This window comes from Oceanimonas baumannii, from assembly GCF_002245495.1.
Lineage (GTDB): Bacteria > Pseudomonadota > Gammaproteobacteria > Enterobacterales > Aeromonadaceae > Oceanimonas > Oceanimonas baumannii.
Genome location: NZ_NQJF01000020.1, coordinates 1 through 18,403, shown reverse-complemented (window position 1 = coordinate 18,403; position 18,403 = coordinate 1). Strand labels below are relative to the sequence as shown.

Annotated in this window: 15 protein-coding genes; 14 read left to right on the top strand and 1 reads right to left on the bottom strand. The window is 52.6% G+C overall.

Annotated elements, in window-relative coordinates; translation table 11 throughout:
• Positions 1 to 168: 168 nt before the first annotated feature.
• From B6S09_RS17425 to B6S09_RS18495, 13 genes are all read left to right on the top strand, one after another.
• Positions 169 to 1,344, top strand: coding sequence for a nucleotide sugar dehydrogenase (locus B6S09_RS17425; RefSeq protein ID WP_094279759.1), 1,176 nt, complete (start codon positions 169 to 171; stop codon positions 1,342 to 1,344).
• A gap of 36 nt (positions 1,345 to 1,380) precedes the next feature.
• A complete protein-coding gene (locus B6S09_RS17420; RefSeq protein WP_094279758.1) occupies positions 1,381 to 2,778 on the top strand; it encodes a hypothetical protein in 1,398 nt (465 codons plus the stop codon).
• A 5-nt stretch (positions 2,779 to 2,783) separates the two neighbouring features.
• Complete coding sequence (locus B6S09_RS17415) at positions 2,784 to 5,606, top strand: glycosyltransferase (protein WP_166670338.1); 2,823 nt, start codon at positions 2,784 to 2,786, stop codon at positions 5,604 to 5,606.
• 11 nt (positions 5,607 to 5,617) lie between these two features.
• On the top strand, positions 5,618 to 7,090 hold the full coding sequence (locus B6S09_RS17410) for a class I SAM-dependent methyltransferase (RefSeq protein ID WP_094279756.1): 1,473 nt from the start codon (positions 5,618 to 5,620) through the stop codon (positions 7,088 to 7,090).
• Between the two features lies 1 nt (position 7,091).
• Complete coding sequence (locus tag B6S09_RS17405) at positions 7,092 to 9,134, top strand: glycosyltransferase family 2 protein (RefSeq protein WP_094279755.1); 2,043 nt, start codon at positions 7,092 to 7,094, stop codon at positions 9,132 to 9,134.
• 149 nt (positions 9,135 to 9,283) lie between these two features.
• Positions 9,284 to 10,051 (top strand): glycosyltransferase family protein, encoded by a 768-nt coding sequence (locus tag B6S09_RS17400; protein ID WP_243832856.1) that lies wholly within the window; start codon positions 9,284 to 9,286, stop codon positions 10,049 to 10,051.
• A 209-nt stretch (positions 10,052 to 10,260) separates the two neighbouring features.
• Entirely contained in the window at positions 10,261 to 11,157 is an 897-nt protein-coding gene (gene rfbD, locus B6S09_RS17395; protein WP_094279754.1) for a dTDP-4-dehydrorhamnose reductase, read from the top strand.
• On the top strand, positions 11,154 to 12,041 hold the full coding sequence (rfbA, locus tag B6S09_RS17390) for a glucose-1-phosphate thymidylyltransferase RfbA (RefSeq protein WP_094279753.1): 888 nt from the start codon (positions 11,154 to 11,156) through the stop codon (positions 12,039 to 12,041). The genes rfbD and rfbA overlap by 4 nt, the downstream gene beginning before the upstream one ends.
• Positions 12,038 to 12,592 (top strand): dTDP-4-dehydrorhamnose 3,5-epimerase, encoded by a 555-nt coding sequence (gene rfbC / locus B6S09_RS17385; RefSeq protein WP_094279752.1) that lies wholly within the window; start codon positions 12,038 to 12,040, stop codon positions 12,590 to 12,592. The genes rfbA and rfbC overlap by 4 nt, the downstream gene beginning before the upstream one ends.
• A 15-nt stretch (positions 12,593 to 12,607) precedes the next feature.
• Complete coding sequence (rfbB, locus tag B6S09_RS17380) at positions 12,608 to 13,729, top strand: dTDP-glucose 4,6-dehydratase (protein ID WP_094279751.1); 1,122 nt, start codon at positions 12,608 to 12,610, stop codon at positions 13,727 to 13,729.
• Positions 13,730 to 13,745: 16 nt separating this feature from the next.
• On the top strand, positions 13,746 to 15,398 hold the full coding sequence (gene pgi / locus B6S09_RS17375) for a glucose-6-phosphate isomerase (RefSeq protein WP_166670337.1): 1,653 nt from the start codon (positions 13,746 to 13,748) through the stop codon (positions 15,396 to 15,398).
• 642 nt (positions 15,399 to 16,040) lie between these two features.
• Positions 16,041 to 16,178: a hypothetical protein gene (locus tag B6S09_RS18500; RefSeq protein WP_169713361.1), complete on the top strand. Its 138-nt coding sequence runs from the start codon at positions 16,041 to 16,043 to the stop codon at positions 16,176 to 16,178.
• An 11-nt stretch (positions 16,179 to 16,189) separates the two neighbouring features.
• Positions 16,190 to 16,339 carry a hypothetical protein gene (locus tag B6S09_RS18495; protein WP_169713360.1) on the top strand — a complete coding sequence of 50 codons (150 nt, stop codon included), beginning with the start codon at positions 16,190 to 16,192 and terminating at the stop codon, positions 16,337 to 16,339.
• A gap of 128 nt (positions 16,340 to 16,467) precedes the next feature.
• Here the strand turns inward: B6S09_RS18495 and B6S09_RS17370 are convergent, their stop codons facing one another.
• Positions 16,468 to 18,192 (bottom strand): SLC13 family permease, encoded by a 1,725-nt coding sequence (locus B6S09_RS17370; RefSeq protein WP_094279749.1) that lies wholly within the window; start codon positions 18,190 to 18,192, stop codon positions 16,468 to 16,470.
• Positions 18,193 to 18,264: 72 nt separating this feature from the next.
• Between B6S09_RS17370 and B6S09_RS18355 the strand changes: the two genes are divergently transcribed.
• A partial coding sequence (locus tag B6S09_RS18355; protein WP_169713359.1) for a phosphoadenosine phosphosulfate reductase domain-containing protein occupies positions 18,265 to 18,403 on the top strand: 139 nt, incomplete at its 3' end.

Sequence of the window (18,403 nt, the reverse complement as noted above, 5' to 3'; positions counted from 1 at the left end):
GCGGCATGGATTCCGGCCTTCGCCGGAATGACGTAAAAGTGGACCGGAATGACGTAAAGTGGGCTGGAACGACGTAAAAGTGGACCGGAATAACGTAAAAGTCGGCCGGAGTGATATTTTTAAGCACCGGTTTATCGGGAAAGTAAAGGTGGGCTGAGTTGTACACTTATGAGTGAAACAAGAGTTACAGTGGTTGGGCTGGGGTATGTGGGGCTGGCCAATGCGGTGTTGCTGGCGCGGCATAATCCGGTAACAGCCTACGACATTAACCCTGAGCGGGTTGCGCAGCTGGCAGCGGGGCAAAGCCCGGTGCAGGATGATGACATCAGCCATTTTCTGGCCACTCAGCCGCTGGCACTGAACTGCACATCATGTCCGCAACAGGCCTTTGCCAATGCCGATGTCATCGTAGTGGCCACCCCTACCGATTATGATCCGCTCACCAATTTTTTTGATACCAGCTCGGTAGAAGCTGTCATTGAGCAGGCTCTGGCCATCAACACCACTGCGGTGTTTGTTATTAAGTCTACCGTACCGGTAGGGTTTACCGCCGGTCTGCGCCAGCATCTGAAATATGAGCGCATTTTATTCTCACCAGAATTTTTGCGTGAAGGCCAGGCCTTGTACGATAACCTTCACCCTTCCCGTATTGTGGTCGGCGGTCACTGCGAGCATGCCTGTCACTTTGCTGCTTTGCTACAACAAGGGGCAGAGACCAAAGAAGTACCTGTGCTGTTGGTAAACAGTAACGAAGCCGAAGCCATTAAGCTGTTTGCCAATACCTACCTGGCCATGCGGGTAGCCTTTTTTAACGAGCTGGACACCTACGCCGAAAGCCACGGCTTAAATGCTAAAGAGATCATAGATGGGGTGGGATTAGACCCTCGCATTGGCCAGCATTACAATAATCCCTCTTTTGGTTATGGGGGCTATTGTCTGCCCAAAGACACCCGCCAGCTGCTGGCCAATTACCAGGATGTGCCCAACAACCTGATTGGTGCCATAGTAGATGCCAACCGCACCCGTAAAGATTTTATTACCAGTCAGGTGCTGGCCAGGCAGCCTGGAGTGGTGGGTATTTACCGGCTGATGATGAAGCAGGGCTCAGACAACTTCCGTCACAGCGCCATGTTGGGCGTGTTACGCAGGTTACAGCAGCAGGGTGTCACTGTCGTTATTTATGAACCCACCCTGGAGCAGCGCGAGTTTAACGGCTGTTTACTGGTTAACCAGCTGGAGCAGTTTAAGCAAAAAGCCGACGTAATTCTGGCCAACCGGCAACACGCCGATTTACAGAGCGTGGCCGGCAAGGTATACACCCGGGATATTTTTGGCCAGAACTAACCCAAGAGCACAATGACTTTATTTGCAGGAGCAACCATGAATTTAACCTTTGCCGCTGCGGCACTTTGCAACTGGCAACCTGCCTCATCAGTGTTGCATCAGCTTGCCCCTTGCAAGGAACTGGAGGTTATCGCTTTAACCAGTGCCGCTACCATGGAAGAGCTTGAGCAACAACTGACCAGCACTTCCGGTAACGCCGCATTGCTTTATGCTCCGTTGCATATGGCTTTGGAGCAGGCCGCGAAAGATAGCATAGAACCATCTCAGGCCATGGCATTGTGGCAGCACAATGCGGCCTTGCTGGCTCGCTTTTGCAAAAAAATGCGCGGCAAGGTGCTGCTGTTTAATCTGGCCGATGTATTGGCTGCACCACAGTTATTTAAAACACTCAGTGCTCAGCACTGGCCGGCTCTGCCAGTCAACGAGCAAACATTACCGGCTATTAAGCACAACACACCAACTCTGCAGCGTTTAATGGCTGAGCACCTGCTTGCGAAACATCCTGAACTCTGTTCTCTTGAGCAACAACTCACCGCACTGGCACAACCGCTGGCCACATCGTCTTCTGCACCGTTAGTTATCACAGAGCTGAATGAGCTGATGGCAGAGTTTGAAGCTGGCAAACACGCCCATGTAAACTGGAAAAGCGCAGAGCAGCAGTTGCAACAGCAACAGCAACGCATTGCCGGGCTAAACCATGAAAAAAACGCAGCTCAGTCGGCCTTGGCAGAGCAGAAACAAGAAAGCGAATTGTTGCTTGAGCAATTGCACAAGGTACAGGAAGCTCTGGAAACCAACCTGCAGCAAAACACTACCCTGGAGCAGCAGCACAAAGCAGCAGAGCAAAAGATTACTCAGTTAACCAAAGAGTGTACTCAGCTAAAAGCCAGTCTCGCTGCTGCAGAAAAACAAGCCAGCACATTAAGCAAAGAGCGGGACCAGGCTCGCAGCAGTGCCAAAGCTGCATCTGAGCTTAAGCAAGAGAATACCTTGCTGCTGGAACAACTATTTACCGTGCAGGAAGAGCTGGAGAAACATTTATCCCCTGCCCTTTCTGCTCCGCTTCCAGCTGTGGCCCCCAAAGAGCCTGCCTCGAATCAGCCTGTGGTTAAATCATCTTCTTTTAAAGGCAAAATGAAAAAACGGGCTGAAAAGAAACAGCAGCAGCGCCGTGCTGCCGAGCTCGCTGCATCTTCCCTGTTTAATGGCGACTGGTATCTTAAACAATACCCCGATGTAGCTGCCGACAAGGTGTTTGCCAGCAATCCGGCACTGCACTACCTGAAATGCGGCGGATTTGAAGGGCGTAACCCAAGCCCGGGCTTTAACAGCCAGGATTACCTGGATGCCAACCCGGATGTAGCCGCCGCCGGCTTTAATCCGCTGTATCATTACTTGCGCTTTGGTCAGGCTGAAAAGCGGCCACTGTATTAATGAATGTGAGTACGCATACTGACTGTGAACAGGCACTGAAAAGACTGTTCAACCCACAGTGGTATCTTGAGCACTACCCTGATGTAGCTGCAGCTGGTATGGATCCATGGCTGCACTTTATTAACCATGGTTTTCAGGAGCAGCGCCACCCCTGCCCCAGTGCGGCGCTGGCACTGCAGGACGAGCTTTGGCGGGGGCATAAACATGTGCTGAGCAAGCTGCAAGCACTGGCTGGCGAAGATGGAGCGGACGCCGCGGTAGCAGCCTGGGTACTGGCTCGCTGGCATGCTTCAAATGGCCAATATGCTCTTGCTGAACCGTTACTGAATATCTTTTTTTCTAACACTACAGCCAGAGTATTAGTCAGCCATGCCGGACCATGGCTGTTAATGTTTAGCGCCCTGCGGATGCTGGGCAAAATGCAAGAGGCTAAAGCTTGGCTGGATCACCCAGGATGGCCGCAGGTGCCGGATCATGCGCTTGCCCGGTTTATGTTGCCAGAGCACCACACACTTCCCACGCTGAATGCGTTTTATCAGGCCCACGGCCTGTGCACAGTGGCACTGTATAATGAGCACTGCTCTCTGGAGCTGGATAACCTCAACGCACCTGCAGTGCCTGTAGCCGCAGGGCACTGGTGGCAACGCAAGCCTTTGGTTAGCATCATCATGCCTTGCCATAATGCCGAAACTACCATTGCCACCGCACTGCGCAGCTTACAACAACAAAGCTGGAGCAACCTGGAAATTCTGGTGGTGGATGACGCCTCCACAGATAACTCTGCAAACATAGTAGCCGAGCTTGCCAGGCAAGACCCGCGTATAAAACTGCTTAAACATCATTGTAATCAGGGAGCTTACGCCGCGCGTAACACCGCGCTGGCCAAAACCCGAGGTGCTTTTATAACCACTCACGACTGTGACGACTGGTCCCATCCGCAGAAAATTGAACACCAGGTTACACTGCTGCAAAACAATAAACAGCTGGTCGCGTGCACCAGCCACTGGGTGCGCTGTTCTTCACAGTTAAATATCTCTGTGTGGAGACAAGAGCCTGTCTGGGTGCAACGCAATGTGTCGTCACTTATGTTTCGCCGTCGGGTTCACCGCAAGCTTGGATTCTGGGATCGTGTTTCCGTAAATGCCGATACTGAGTTGTATTACCGCATTATTCAGGCCTTTGGCTCTGCCGCAATAGCCGAAACCTTACCTGGCGTGCCTCTTGCCTTTGGCCGGGTGGAAGCAGGCTCACTTACCCAGCAAAGCCGTACTCACCTGAGTAGTTATTATCAGGATAATGGTCTGAGAAATCGTTACCACCAAGCGGCACTGGCATGGCAGCAAAGCACCCGCAAGCTCTATATGCCAGCCAACCCGGCTCAGCGTCCCTTCCCGGCTCCGGCTCCTATGTGCCGGGGTTCTGCCAAGGCCAAAGAGCACAACCTTACCTTGCTGGCCAGACAATGTGATCTGTTTAATGAGGAGTGGTATTTACGCCGCTATCCGGATGTTGCCGCCGCCGGCATGGACCCCTTACAGCATTACCTTCGTTTTGGACACCTTGAAGGGCGTGATCCGGGGCCGGATTTCAGTGGTTCGGGTTATCAGTTTGCAGTGCCCGAGGCACGACAGCAAAACCCGCTTTTACATTTGCTGAGTGCCGATACAGTGCACCAATACTCACAGCCAGTGCTGAAAGGTGCACTGAAATGGCATTCAAATCGGCCAGTGCTGCTGCTATGCGCCCACCTGGTCAGCGACAAAACCTATGGTGCCGAGCGCAGTTTTCTGGATGTTCTCAGTGCATGCAGCCAACTGCCCTACAATGTATTGGTAACTCTGCCTTCAGCCCAGAACATCGAATATGTTGAGCAGATTAAAGAGCGCTGCCAGCACTTCACCATTTTTCCCTATCACTGGTGGCAAGCCGGGCGTAGTGCAGAACAGGCTACCGTAGCGCATTTTTCCCGGCTGATTAAACAGCACCATGTCGCCCTGGTATATTGCAACACGCTGACGTTGCTGGAGCCATTACTGGCTGCCCGAGAGTGCTCCGTGCCCAGTGTAAGTCATGTACGCGAACTGCCCGAGCACGATGAAGCACTGTGCGCAGACTTTAACTCCAACCCTGAGCAAATTCGCCAGCACTTGCTGGAGCATTGCGATACTTTTATTGCCAACTCCCGGGTTGTAGCCCGCTATCTGAATGCTCCCGAACGAGTCAACGTTATCGGCAATGTAATAGAGACGCAGACTTTTAAGGTACCTCTGCCAAATAAAAGGCAGCTGCAAGTGGGTATGATCAGCAGTAATTTACCTAAGAAAGGCCTGCATGATTTTGTGGCACTCGCGGCCTTGCTCCATGAACAGGGTGTACCAGCAACCTGTGTGCTGATTGGCCCGGAAAATGAGCACACTCGGGTATTATTTGGCAAAGAAACCTCTCCGGTTAACCTTAAATTTGCAGGCTACAGTGCATCCTCACAGGGAGCGCTGGCACAACTGGATGTGCTGGTTAATCTGTCACATTTTCAGGAATCATTTGGCCGCACCGTGCTGGAGGCCATGGCCGCCAGCCGCCCTGTAGTGTGTTACGACTGGGGAGCACTGCCCGAGCTGGTAATACACGAAGAGAACGGCTTTCTGGCTGCCAAAGGGGATGTGCACCAGGTGGCGGAATATGTAGCTAAATTGGCAGCAAATAGCGCAAGGCGCGCTGCCATGGGCAAAGCCGGTCACCAACGCGCCGGTGAGTGTTACAGCATACAAAACATGCAGCAAGCATTTGCCGCACTGCTACCCGAGCTTACTGGGTCAGATAATAAATAAAGAGATTTTATATGCAATATCAGTCATTCCCTGGCGTTAAAGGGGGATCTGCATCATCACAAAAACTCACCGCCCTGCGTCTGCCGTCTCTCAAAGGAAAGCGCTTTCTTGATGTAGGTTGTAATGAAGGTTTTTTTTGCGGATATGCGTTGTTTGAAGGTGCCAGCCATGTCATTGGCATGGATAAATCTGCCCAGGCTATCAGCAAAGCCACAGCACGTTTTCCGGATGCGGAGTTTTTAAACCAGTCTTGGGACACTCTCCCGGAAGGCCCTTTTGATGTTATTACCTTGCTTTCGGCACTGCATTACGCAGAAGACCAGGAAGCGCTTATTCATCACCTGGTTGACCGCCTGTCACCCAATGGCCTGTTGGTACTGGAAATAGGTATTGCACCAAATCAAAAGCAAGGCTGGGTAAAGATAGAGCGCGCTATTGATGAACGGTGGTTTCCTACCCGAATAAAGCTGGGAGAAATTCTTAAAGATTATGCCTGGAAAGTGATAGGCCACAGTGTCATGCAAGCCGGTGATCCCCTGCCCCGCTATGTAGTACACATTCGAAAGTTAAAACCCTACGTCTGGCTATTAATGCAGGATCCGGCAACGGGGAAATCTACTATTACCCGGCAGCTTTTTAGTACTCGAAAAGATATTACTGTTATTTCCGGCGATCGTACTTACCTCCAGATTACCGAAGGCAGGCATAACGTATCGGAGACGTTACGCGCCCTGGTAACCGAAGATTTCTCAACTTCTACCATTGGCAGGACAACCAAAAAGTTATTCCAGAACAACATGACGAAAGAGCTTGCTGAGCTATGGGCTGGATTAGCAAGTTTTAATAGCTTCGCTCTGGATTCTTACATTCCTGAAAGCCAGCGGTCTCAGCTGAAAGAGGCATTTGCTGAACTTGGTTACTTCCCTGTTGAACTGACGTGGGAGGATCCTACACCTCTGGCCACGGCACAAACTGTTATTAGTAAAGCCAGGCAATATGAGCAGCATCTGCTAAAACAACAAACCACACAGCCAGCCCACCTTGTGAAAGTGGATAGACTGTTAAGCAGTGAATTAAAGTCTGTTATTAAGTTTCATATTGACTCACCAGCAAAAGGAGAGTGGTTCAGCTCGGCAGAGCCGGTAAACGTTAGTGGCTGGTCTGTGACACTTGGGTACTTGCAAACCGACCATCAGATTTACATTACCTCGTCTGAACAGGAGAAACGTTTTACTCCATCAAAAAGCAGACCTGATGTGTTAAGTGCCATTTTTGGGGAAGCTGAAGATATACCGGAGTTTTGGCAACAGCACCCTTGCGGCTTTTCCTGTGAGGTACCTGCAGATTGGTTGGAGGCCGGCATGGAGCTAGGGCTGATAATCAATAATGCTCGTATTCCCCTCACACATATTGCTGTGACAGTAGCACAACCTGCTACCTTAAGCGCTATGCTGGCGCAAGGTCTGAAACGGTTGCGTAATTAACATGTCAGACATACAGCGCATTGAGTTAACTGCTTTATCTGGCTGGGCACTGATCAGTGGCCAGCTTAACTACAATGGCCCAGAGCTGGAAGTCTCTCTGCTCTTCGAGCAAAGACACGGCATCTGCACAGAGGTGAACCTGCCAGTAACGCTTAAAGGAAAGCTGTATGAGCTTATCAAGCTACCAGCAGTTACCCGGGCATGGCTGGAAATTAAAAGCCAGGGTGCAGTAGCAGACCTGGATAGTATCGCCATACAAAAAGTAAGCAGGATGACCGCACGCTATTTAATGGGGCGCCGGTTATACAACAGCTATACAACAGCATCCCCCAAGCAACGGAGGGTGCTTAATCTTCACCCGATAGCAATGCTCCTGAACCCATATAGGGCTTATCAGCTTATTGGTAAAAGCCGCTATTTTACCGCCTCACCCTCTTATGAGCAGTGGATTGCTCAAAGTGAAAATTTTACAGCCTCTGTGGCCAGACGCTTGAAGCGCTCGGTAAAAAGACACGCTTTAACCACCGTGAGCATGAATGTCATCATTGACGCTCGGGTTGACAGCACCCCCGTCATGGTGCAGAAAACATTGCATTCACTGCAACAACAACTGGAAATTACTCCAGCTTCATTGAGCATACTGGTAACCCCAGACCAGAAAAGTGAGTGGAAAACCAAACCGGATTCCAGTCTTATTACTACTGATGAACTAAATGAAGCGCATGGCAGTGACTGGGTGTTACTAATGCAAGCAGGAACACTCCTGGCACCTTGGGCGCTGGCCTGGCTTGCTACTGAAGCCCGCAACCCGGCTCATGCCTTTATTTATTCAGATCATGATTACTGGCCGACTGAAAAGCGTGAAAGACCACAGTTCAAACCAGACTGGTCACCAGAGCTGGCGCGCAACTCTGGCTATGTAGGCACAACGTTTGCGATGCGCAGTGATGTGCTGGCCAGCGCACTTGCTTGCTGCCAGTTTAACTCTGCTTACGAGTTAATGCTGGAAGCCACAGTGCAGCTCACTGATGATGCTGTATGTCATATACCAGCTGTGCTGTTCCACCATCCCGCCACTTACGATATAGCGCCATGCCTCCCAACGCTGGAAAAGCACTTCAAACGGCACAAGATCAATGCAGCTGTTTATGAGCAAGGTAAGTTTCTAAGGGCGCATTACAAACTGCCACAAGCCCTGCCCAAGGTCTCAATTGTGGTGCCCACCCGTGATGCCCTGCATTATTTAAAAACCTGTGTAGACAGCTTGCTAGAAAAAACCACCTGGCCCGACTATGAGCTGCTGGTGGTCGACAACCAAAGCAGTGAACTCGCCACCCTTAACTATTTTGATGAAATATCCAGCCACAGCAAGGTGAAGGTACTGCACTACGATAAGCCGTTTAATTTTTCTGCCATCAATAACTTTGCGGTTAAACAAGCCAGTGGGGATGTGATTTGTTTACTGAATAACGATACTGAAGTTATTAGTGCTGACTGGCTGGAAGAAATGGTGTCTCGTCTGTTACAGCCTGGCACTGGTGTCGTTGGAACCCGTCTCTACTTTAGCGATGGCCGGGTTCAGCATGCCGGTGATGTGTTAGGCCCAGGCGGTTGTGCCACTCATTTACATGGTATTCTCGACGGCGATGACCCGGGTTATATGCACCGAGCTGTGCTTGCCCAAGACTTGTCGGCCGTGACTGCAGCCTGCCTGGTAACTCATAAAACACTTTATCAACAGCTAGGCGGGCTGGAAGAGTGCCTTACCGTAGCGTTTAACGATGTGGATTATTGCCTGAAAGTAAGAGAGTCGGGCAAACGTGTCATTTATACGCCCTATGCCGAGCTTTATCACCACGAATCAATATCTCGTGGCAAAGATGACTCACCAGAAAAGAAAGCCCGGGCCCAGCAAGAAACACTCTATATGCATAACCGCTGGGGCCATATTATTGAGCGGGATCCATTTTATAACCCCAATCTCAATTACTCACAGCCAGATTTCAAACTGGGCAAAATTCCAAGGGTAGACTGGCCGTGGTAACCCCTGACACCATATTGATGGTACAACAGGGGGATAACCCTTCTGCCGATTTTTTTGTGCGGCCTTACCTGCACGGTAAAGGTACAGCTTTAACAGAAATTCACCTGCACAGCCCCAGCCCACCTTTGAGCACACCTGTTGCAGGAGTGGTGTTTGTTCGTTATTTAACGCCAGCCTGGTGCAAGTGGGTTGAACATAACCGTTCGCAAATTGGCCAGCTGGTGTTTTTTATGGACGATGATCTGCTCGATATGAACACCCATGCTGGTTTGCCATTTCGATACCGCTATAAACTTTGGAAATTGGCCCGGCGACATAAAAACTGGCTACAGCGTATGGGCGCGGAGCTGTGGGTATCTACCCCCTGGCTGGCAAAAAAGTACTCCAGTTGGTCACCACAGGTGCTGCAGCCACAATCGCCTTATACAAACGCCGGGCCGCAAAAAACGCTGTTTTATCACGGCTCAGCATCTCACGGCGCAGAGTTTGAGTGGCTTTACCCGGTGTTTGAACAGGTACTGGAACAAGATGCCAGCCTGAGTGTGGAGCTGATTGGTAATCATGCGGTCCGCAAGCAATTTTCTGCTTTGCCCCGAACTCATGTGCTGCACCCCATGCCATGGCCCGCCTACCAGGCCTTGCTGGCACGCCCGGGCCGAACCATTGGTCTGGCTCCCTTGCTTGAAAGCCGTTTTAACGCAGCTCGGGCATCCACCAAATTTTTTGATATTACTCAGGCTGGTGCCGTTGGTATTTATGCGAATCACCCGGTTTATCGCGCTATGGTACGCCATGAGCACAATGGCCTTTTGTTGCCCATGGAGCAGCAAGCCTGGGTGAATGCCATTTTGCAATTAAGCGAAAGTGAGCAGACCAGGCAGGCAATGTGGGAGCAGGCGCGAAACTTAACTTCCTAACCCCCCTCCCGGCCTCCCCCTTGAAAAGGGGGAGGAGCTGAAATGGTGCCTCTTGAAAAGGGGGAGGAGCCACTTAGTTCCCTCCCCTTGCTAAGGGGAGGGTTAGGGTGGGGTTTGCTTAACCTTGTTATCCCTTCCCTGTGTTTTATAATCCCTTTCTTTTATTACAGGCGGCTTAGGCCGCCTGTTTGCCACCCACGGAGTTGTGTATGCATATTTTGCTGTTGGGCAAAAACGGCCAGGTGGGCTGGGAGCTGCAGCGGGCGTTGGCCCCCCTGGGCACAGTAACGGCGCTGAGCCGTGAGTCTCAGTCGCAGTGTGGCGATCTATCTTGCCCCGAGGCGCTGGCTGGCACCATCAGAGCACTTAAGCCAGATGTCATTGTTAACGCCGCGGCTTACACTGCCGTAGACAAGGCCGAAACTGAGCGAGAGCAGGCACAACTGGTAAATACCACCAGCGTAGAGGTGTTGGCCAAAGAGGCAGCGGCAATTGGTGCATGGCTGGTGCATTATTCTACCGATTACGTTTTTAACGGCGCTGATGGCCCCCCTTGGTCAGAACAAGACGCAACCAGTCCATTAAATCACTATGGTGCAACCAAGCTTGCCGGTGAGCAGGCTGTCCTCGCGCATTGTCCGCAACATTTAATTTTTCGCACCAGTTGGGTTTACGCAGCCCGGGGCAATAACTTTGCTAAAACCATGCTTCACCTGGCCCGGGAACACAGTGAACTGAATGTAATCAGCGATCAGGTCGGGGCCCCAACCGGAGCAGAGCTGATTGCCGATGTTACTGCCCATGCCCTGCGCATGGCGTTACAACAGCCTTCCCTTGCCGGTATTTATCATCTGGCAGCAAGCGGTGAAACCAGCTGGCATGGTTATGCCGGTTTTGTTTTTGAGCAAGCCCGCAGCAGGGGCATTGAACTTGCCCTGCAAACCTGCAGTGCCATATCTTCTGCCCAATGGCCAGTGCCGGCAAAACGCCCGCTGAATTCCCGCCTTGACTGCAGCAAGCTTGAAGAGAGTTTTGGCCTTACACTGCCCCACTGGCAACAAGGGGTGGCCCGCATGCTAACTGAAATTCTGGAGCAAACACATTGAGCACCCGTAAAGGCATCATTCTGGCCGGTGGTTCCGGTACCCGGCTTTATCCGGTCACCATGGCAGTAAGCAAGCAGCTGTTGCCGGTATACGACAAGCCGATGATCTACTACCCGCTGTGTACTCTTATGCTGGCCGGCATAAAAGACATTCTTATTATCAGCACCCCGCAAGATACCCCCCGTTTTGAGCAGCTGCTGGGCGATGGCAGCCAGTGGGGCATTAATCTGCAATATGCCGTGCAGCCCAGCCCGGATGGCCTTGCTCAGGCCTTTGTGATTGGTGCCGATTTTATCGGTGAAGACGACTGTGCTCTGGTGCTGGGTGATAACATCTTTTTTGGCCACAACCTGCAACAGGAGCTGACTCAGGCCAGCAACCAGAGCAGCGGGGCCACCGTATTTGCCTATCATGTGCATGACCCCGAGCGCTATGGCGTGGTGGAGTTTAACGAACAAGGGCAGGCCCTCAGCCTGGAAGAAAAACCAGAACATCCCAAAAGTAACTATGCGGTGACCGGCCTGTATTTTTACGATAACCAGGTGATTGATATTGCCCGCAATCTGCAGCCCTCTGCCCGGGGCGAGCTGGAAATCACCGATGTTAACCGCATATACCTTGAACGCGGAGAGCTGGCTGTTACCACCATGGGGCGCGGCTATGCCTGGCTGGACACCGGCACCCACAACAGCCTGATGGAAGCCGGCAGTTTTATTCAGACCATAGAGCAGCGCCAGGGCCTTAAAGTGGCCTGCCCGGAAGAAATTGCTTATCGCAAAGGCTTTATTGATGCCGGGCAAGTTGCCCTGCTGGCAGCTCCGCTGGCCAAAAATGATTATGGCCAGTATTTGTTGCAACTGATCAAACCCGGATACAAAGCATGAATATTGTGAAGACGGCCATTCCTGAGGTGGTGATTATTGAGCCCAGGGTGTTTGGCGACGACAGAGGCTTTTTCTTTGAAAGCTTTAACCAGCGCAACTTTGAGCAAGTCATTGGCCGCTCGGTAAACTTTGTGCAAGACAACCATTCCCGCTCTGCCAGAGGCGTGCTGCGAGGTCTGCATTATCAAGTGGCCCAGCAGCAGGGCAAACTGGTGCGTTGCTCACTGGGCGAGGTGTTTGATGTGGCCGTGGACTTGCGCCGGGAATCATCAACCTTCGGCACCTGGGTAGGCGTGCATCTTTCAGCAGAAAACAAACGCCAGCTGTGGGTGCCGGAGGGCTTTGCCCACGGGTTTGTGGTGCTTTCCGATGTGGCCGAGTTTTTATATAAAACCACGGATTACTATGCTCCGGAGCACGAGCGGAGCATTCGCTGGGACGATGCCACTCTGGCAATAGACTGGCCTCTGCAAGAAGCCCCGCTACTGTCGGCCAAAGATCAAAATGCGCCACTGCTTGCCGATGCAGAACTGCCTTCCACTACAAAATGATAAGAAGCTGACGTTATGCGTAAAATTCTGGTTACCGGCGGTGCCGGCTTTATCGGCTCAGCCGTGGTTCGCCATATCATTGAAAACACCCGGGATGAAGTGATTAACCTGGACAAGCTCACCTATGCCGGAAACCTGGAGTCGCTTACCAGTGTGGCAGAGTCTGCTCGCTATCACTTTATTAAGCTGGATATTTGTGACCGTGCCGGCCTGGATGCGGTATTTTCCGAGCACCGGCCCGATGCCGTGATGCACCTGGCGGCAGAGAGCCATGTGGATCGCTCTATCTCTGGCCCGGCCGAATTTATTAATACCAATATTGTAGGCACTTACACCCTGCTGGAAGCGGCCCGTCACTACTGGAATGGCCTTGAGAGCAGCGCAAAAGCGGCATTTCGTTTTCATCACATTTCTACCGATGAAGTGTATGGCGATTTGCACGGCACAGATGACCTGTTTACCGAAACCACGCCTTATGCACCCAGCTCTCCTTATTCCGCCAGCAAGGCAAGCTCAGACCATCTGGTGCGTGCCTGGCAACGCACCTATGGCCTGCCTACACTGATCACCAACTGCTCCAACAACTACGGGCCTTACCATTTTCCTGAAAAGCTGATCCCGCTGGTGATTCTGAATGCACAGGAAGGCAAACCACTGCCCATTTACGGCAAAGGCGATCAAATTCGTGACTGGCTGTATGTGGAAGATCACGCCCGGGCACTGTATGAAGTTGTCACCAGGGGGGAAGTGGGTGAAACCTATAATATTGGCGGTCATAACGAGAAACAGAATATTGAAGTAGTGCATACTATTTGCGAACTGCTGGAAGAGCTGGTGCCGGAGAACCCAAATTCCCAGGCATATCACGCCAGCAGTCATTCCCGCGAAGGCGGGAATCCACAAACCAATGCACAGGGCTTTAAAGGGCTGATTACTTATGTGCAGGACAGACCCGGCCACGATGTGCGCTATGCCATTGATGCAGCCAAAATTGAGCGGGAGCTGGGCTGGTCGCCGGAAGAAACCTTTGAAAGCGGCATCCGTAAAACCGTGCAGTGGTACCTTGCTAATCAAGAATGGGTTAACAATGTGAAAAGCGGTGAATATCAGAACTGGCTGACTGCACATTACAATTAACAAAACCGGACTCACTGTGCCCCTATCCCAACACCCTTTGTTCAAGGCGCTGCAGCAAAGCGCTCAACATCTGCCCTCACTGGCCGAACACTTTGCCGGTAACCGCCAGCGTGTGCAGCAACTGACCTTTCATCTGGGTGATAATTTGCTGGTAGACATTTCCCGCCAGCAGGTGTGCACTTCTGTACTGCAGCAGCTGTGTGAGCTGGCCCGGCAAATGAATCTGCCCAAAGCCATTGCCGGCCTGTTTACCGACAACAACTTTAACCCCACGGAGCAACGTGCCGTACTGCATACGGCATTGCGCATGCCGGCCGGTGCCACGCTGGAGCACAAGGGAGTTAATGTTATTCCCTCTGTTCATGCCGAGTTGGCCAGAATCCGCCACTTTTGCCAGCAAGTACACACCGGTAAATGGTGTGGTTATAGCGGCCAGCCGATTCAAGATGTGGTGAATATTGGTATTGGTGGCTCCGACTTGGGTCCGGCCATGGTGTGTGAGGCGCTAACCCCTTATTGCACCACCGGTATTCGCACTCATTTTGTGTCCAACATAGACCCGGCACATTTAGCCACCACTCTTGAGCCACTTAACCCTGCTACCACCCTGTTTGTGGTGTCATCCAAAAGCTTTGGCACTGATGAGACCATGTCTAACGCCATTGCTGCACGCAAGTGGCTGCTGAATGACTGTGGTGACGACAGCCTTGTTCAGCTGCATTTTGTCGCGGTGTCTACCAACCATCAAAAAGTGGTGGAGTTTGGCATTGCGGCCGAGAACATGTTTACCTTCTGGGACTGGGTAGGCGGTCGTTTTTCACTGTGGTCGGCCATTGGACTACCCATTGCGCTGGCTGTAGGCTTTGAGCGCTTTGAAGCCTTACTGGCCGGTGCCCACACCATGGATGAACACTTACGCACCACCCCCTTTGAGCAAAATATTCCGGTGCTGCTGGCATTGTTGACCATCTGGAACCACAACATACTGGGCCATGCCAGTGAAGGCGTGTTCCCTTACAGCCAGTTAATGCATCGCTTTCCGGCGTTTTTGCAGCAGCTGAACATGGAGTCGAACGGCAAGTCTGTCATGCTGGACGGCACCCCGGTCAGCCATGCCACCGGCCCCATTGTGTGGGGAGACGTAGGCTCCAACAGCCAGCATGCATTTTTTCAGTTGCTGCACCAGGGCACCACCGTAGTGCCGGCCGAATTTATTGGCTTTGTAAATTCGCCTTATGACTTTCCTGCACACCGGCACAAGCTGCTGGCCAATATGCTGGCCCAGGCCGAGGCACTGGCGTTTGGCAAATCAGCCGCAGATGTTGAAGCCGGGTTGAAAGCAGAAGGCCTGAGCGAGCAACGCATTTCCGAGTTGCTGCCCAGCAAGGTGATGCCCGGCAACCGCCCCAGCACGGTTATCCTGTGCAAAGAGTTAACGCCTCATACCCTTGGCAGCCTGATTGCCCTGTATGAACACAAAACCTTTGTGCAGGGTGTGTTGTGGGGTGTGAACAGCTTTGACCAATGGGGTGTGGAGCTGGGTAAAAAGCTGGCCAGCGGGCTGGTGGACACGCTTGCAGGTAAAAGTAATGCCACCGCGCATAGTGCCGCTACACAAAACCTGGTAAAGCAGATCGTTGACTGGAAGGCCCCCGAAGGGGAACAGTAAGCCATCGCCTGTGTCATTCCGGCCCCCGAGCCGGAATCCATTCTGCAGACCACAGTGCAACCCGCCCTGGACTCCGGCCTTCGCCGGAGTGACGGTATTGTTGTAGCGGGCTATAAGCTAAAAAACGTAGATTAGCGGTGAACACAGTGAATCCCAACATTCATACCGCCCGCGTCATTCCGGCCCCCGAGCCGGAATCCATTCTGCAGACCACGGTGCAGCCCGCTCCTGAACTCCGGCCTTCGCCGGAGTGACGGTATTGTTGCAGCAGGCTATAAGCTAAAAAGCGTAGATTAGCGATGAACGCAGCGAACCCCAACATCCACACCGCCCGCGTCATTCCGGCCCCGAGCCGGAATCCATTCTGCAGACCACTGTGCAACCTGCCCCTGGACTCCGGCCTTCGCCGGAGTGACGGTATTGTTGTAGCGGGCTATAAGCTAAAAAGCGTAGATTAGCGATGAACGCAGTGAATCCCAACATTCATACCGCCTGTGTCATTCCGGCCTCCGAGCCGGAATCCATTCTGCAGACCACAGTGCAACCCGCTCTGGACTCCGGCCTTCGCCGGAGTGACGGTATTGTTGTAGCAGGCTATAAGCTAAAAAGCGTAAATTAGCGATGAACACAGCGAACCCCAACATGCACACCGCCTGCGTCATTCCGGCCTCCGAGCCGGAATCCATTCTGCAGACCATTGTGCAACCCGCCCTGGACTCCGGCCTTCGCCGGAGTGACGGTATTGTTGTCTCGGGCTATAAGCTAAAAAGCGTAGATTAGCGATGAACGCAGTGAATCCCAACATCCACACCGCCTGCGTCATTCCGGCCCCCGAGCCGGAATCCATTCTGCAGACCACAGTGCAACCCGCCCTGGACTCCGGCCTTCGCCGGAGTGACGGTATTGTTGTAGCGGGCTATAAGCTAAAAAGCGTAGATTAGCGATGATCGCAGTGAATCCCAACATTCATACCGCCCGCGTCATTCCGGCCTCCGAGCCGGAATCCATTCTGCAGACCATTGTGCAACCTGCCCTGGACTCCGGCCTTCGCCGGTATTGTTGTAGCAGGCTAAAACGGGAACACCACCGGCACCAGCGCAATCACCCCGGCAGAGTAGGCCAGACTGACCGGCAGACCAGTCTTGATAAAGTCAATCATGCGGTAGTGACCGGGAGAATACACCATCAGGTGGGTCTGGTAGCCATAAGGCACCATAAAGCAGGCACTGGCACCAAAGGCCACGGCCATAATAAAAGGCATGGGATCAGCCCCAAAGGCCTGCGCTGTAGAAAGCCCCACAGGAAACGCCAGCGCAGCAGCGGCATTGTTAGTGACGGTTTCTGTAAGCAGCAGGGTCATAATGTACACCCCCACAAAGGCACCAAACACACCATAACCACCAAACAACTCGCGCATGCCACCGGCCACCAGCTGCGCTGCGCCCGAGCTGTCCAACGCTTTGGCCACAGTCAGTGCCGAGCCAATAATAATAACCAGCTCAAACGGAAAACGACGGCGCAGCTCTCCCAGTGTTAATATGCGGCTCAGCAACAGTCCTGCCAGCAGTAACAGCAAACCATTCAATAACGGCAACACATTAAAGGCCGCCAGTGCCACCACTGCTGCAAAACCGGCAAAGGCAAGCATGCTTTGCCGGTTGCTGAGTTTGGGTCTTTGCCAATTACCCAAAAGGTGGAAGTTACGATCAATATTGCGGTGCTGGGTAAAGTCGTGCCCCACTGCCAGCAACAGGCTATCTCCTGTTTTTAACGGAATGGTGCCCAGCTGCCCGGTAAGGCGCTTATTGCCCCGCCTTATGCCCACCACACCGGCGTTGAACATGGTACGAAAGTCCACTTGCTGCAATGTGCAGCCAGCCAGAGCAGACTGGTTGGATATCACCACCTCCACCAGGTTGGAGGCCAGCAGCTGCTCAGCCCCGCTGCCAAACAACTCCAGCCCCTTAAACGCTTGCAGCGCCTGTACTTTCTCCACTTCACCGGTAAACACCAGTACGTCGTCTTCTTCCAGAATTTCATCGGGCCCGACTGGACTTATCAGCCGCTCATTACGCACTATTTCCAGCAAATAGAGCCCGTTAAGATTACGCAGCCGGTTTTGTTCGATACTGCGGCCAATCAGCGCAGCGCCGGGCTGAACTTTGGCCTCAAGAAAATAAGGTTGCTGAGCATTGTGTTGTTGCGGCTGGTACCGGGGCAGCCAGCGTCGGCTGAACAGAATAACCAGTAAGCAGAATACAGCGACCGGTACGCCAACAGCAGCGAACTCAAACATACTCAGTGCCGGCAGGCCGGCGTTAACCACAAACGAGTTCACCACCAGATTGGTGGAGGTGCCAATCAGTGTGGTCACGCCCCCCAGCACAGAAGCAAACGACAGCGGAATAAGCAGTCGGGAGGGAGCAATATGGCGCTGACGGGAAATCACTCCGAGCAAGGTGCCTACCACGGCGGTATTGTTAAGAAAAGCGGATAATGTGGCAGTCACCCCCATCAGTCTTAAACTGGCCAGGGTTTCATTGCCCTTCAGGAGCGCGCCGGAGAACCGCTCCAGCAGCGGTGATCGCTCCAGCGCCAGCGACACCAGCATCAACACCAGCAGGGTAATCAGCGCCGGGTTGGTAAAGCTGCTTAACCATTGCTGTTCGGTCACCACGCCCAGCACCAGATAACCGGAGGCCCAGCTGCCAAACAGCACCGCCGGCGAAAGCCTGCCTTGTATTAGTAACGCCAGTAACACGACAATTGAGGCTAGTACCAGGGATGCTTCCATTACGCTTTACGCTCAGTTCAGCTCTAGTGATGTGGTATCGTAGCGACATAATTTTTTGACGCAATCATCACTATGCACCTTACCCACCTGCAACGGCTGGAAGCCGAAAGTATTCACATTATGCGGGAAGTGGTGGCCGAGGCCGATAACCCGGTCATGCTCTACTCCATTGGTAAAGACAGCGCCGTGATGCTGCACCTGGCCATGAAGG

Excerpts from the sequence above, each read along its gene's own strand:
- B6S09_RS17425 (WP_094279759.1), top strand. The coding sequence starts at position 169 with ATGAGTGAAACAAGAGTTACAGTGGTTGGGCTGGGGTATGTGGGGCTG.
- B6S09_RS17420 (WP_094279758.1), top strand. The coding sequence starts at position 1,381 with ATGAATTTAACCTTTGCCGCTGCGGCACTTTGCAACTGGCAACCTGCC.
- B6S09_RS17410 (WP_094279756.1), top strand. The coding sequence starts at position 5,618 with ATGCAATATCAGTCATTCCCTGGCGTTAAAGGGGGATCTGCATCATCA.
- B6S09_RS17405 (WP_094279755.1), top strand. The coding sequence starts at position 7,092 with ATGTCAGACATACAGCGCATTGAGTTAACTGCTTTATCTGGCTGGGCA.
- rfbD (WP_094279754.1), top strand. The coding sequence starts at position 10,261 with ATGCATATTTTGCTGTTGGGCAAAAACGGCCAGGTGGGCTGGGAGCTG.
- rfbC (WP_094279752.1), top strand. The coding sequence starts at position 12,038 with ATGAATATTGTGAAGACGGCCATTCCTGAGGTGGTGATTATTGAGCCC.
- rfbB (WP_094279751.1), top strand. The coding sequence starts at position 12,608 with ATGCGTAAAATTCTGGTTACCGGCGGTGCCGGCTTTATCGGCTCAGCC.
- B6S09_RS18500 (WP_169713361.1), top strand. The coding sequence starts at position 16,041 with ATGCACACCGCCTGCGTCATTCCGGCCTCCGAGCCGGAATCCATTCTG.
- B6S09_RS17370 (WP_094279749.1), bottom strand. The coding sequence starts at position 18,192 with ATGGAAGCATCCCTGGTACTAGCCTCAATTGTCGTGTTACTGGCGTTA.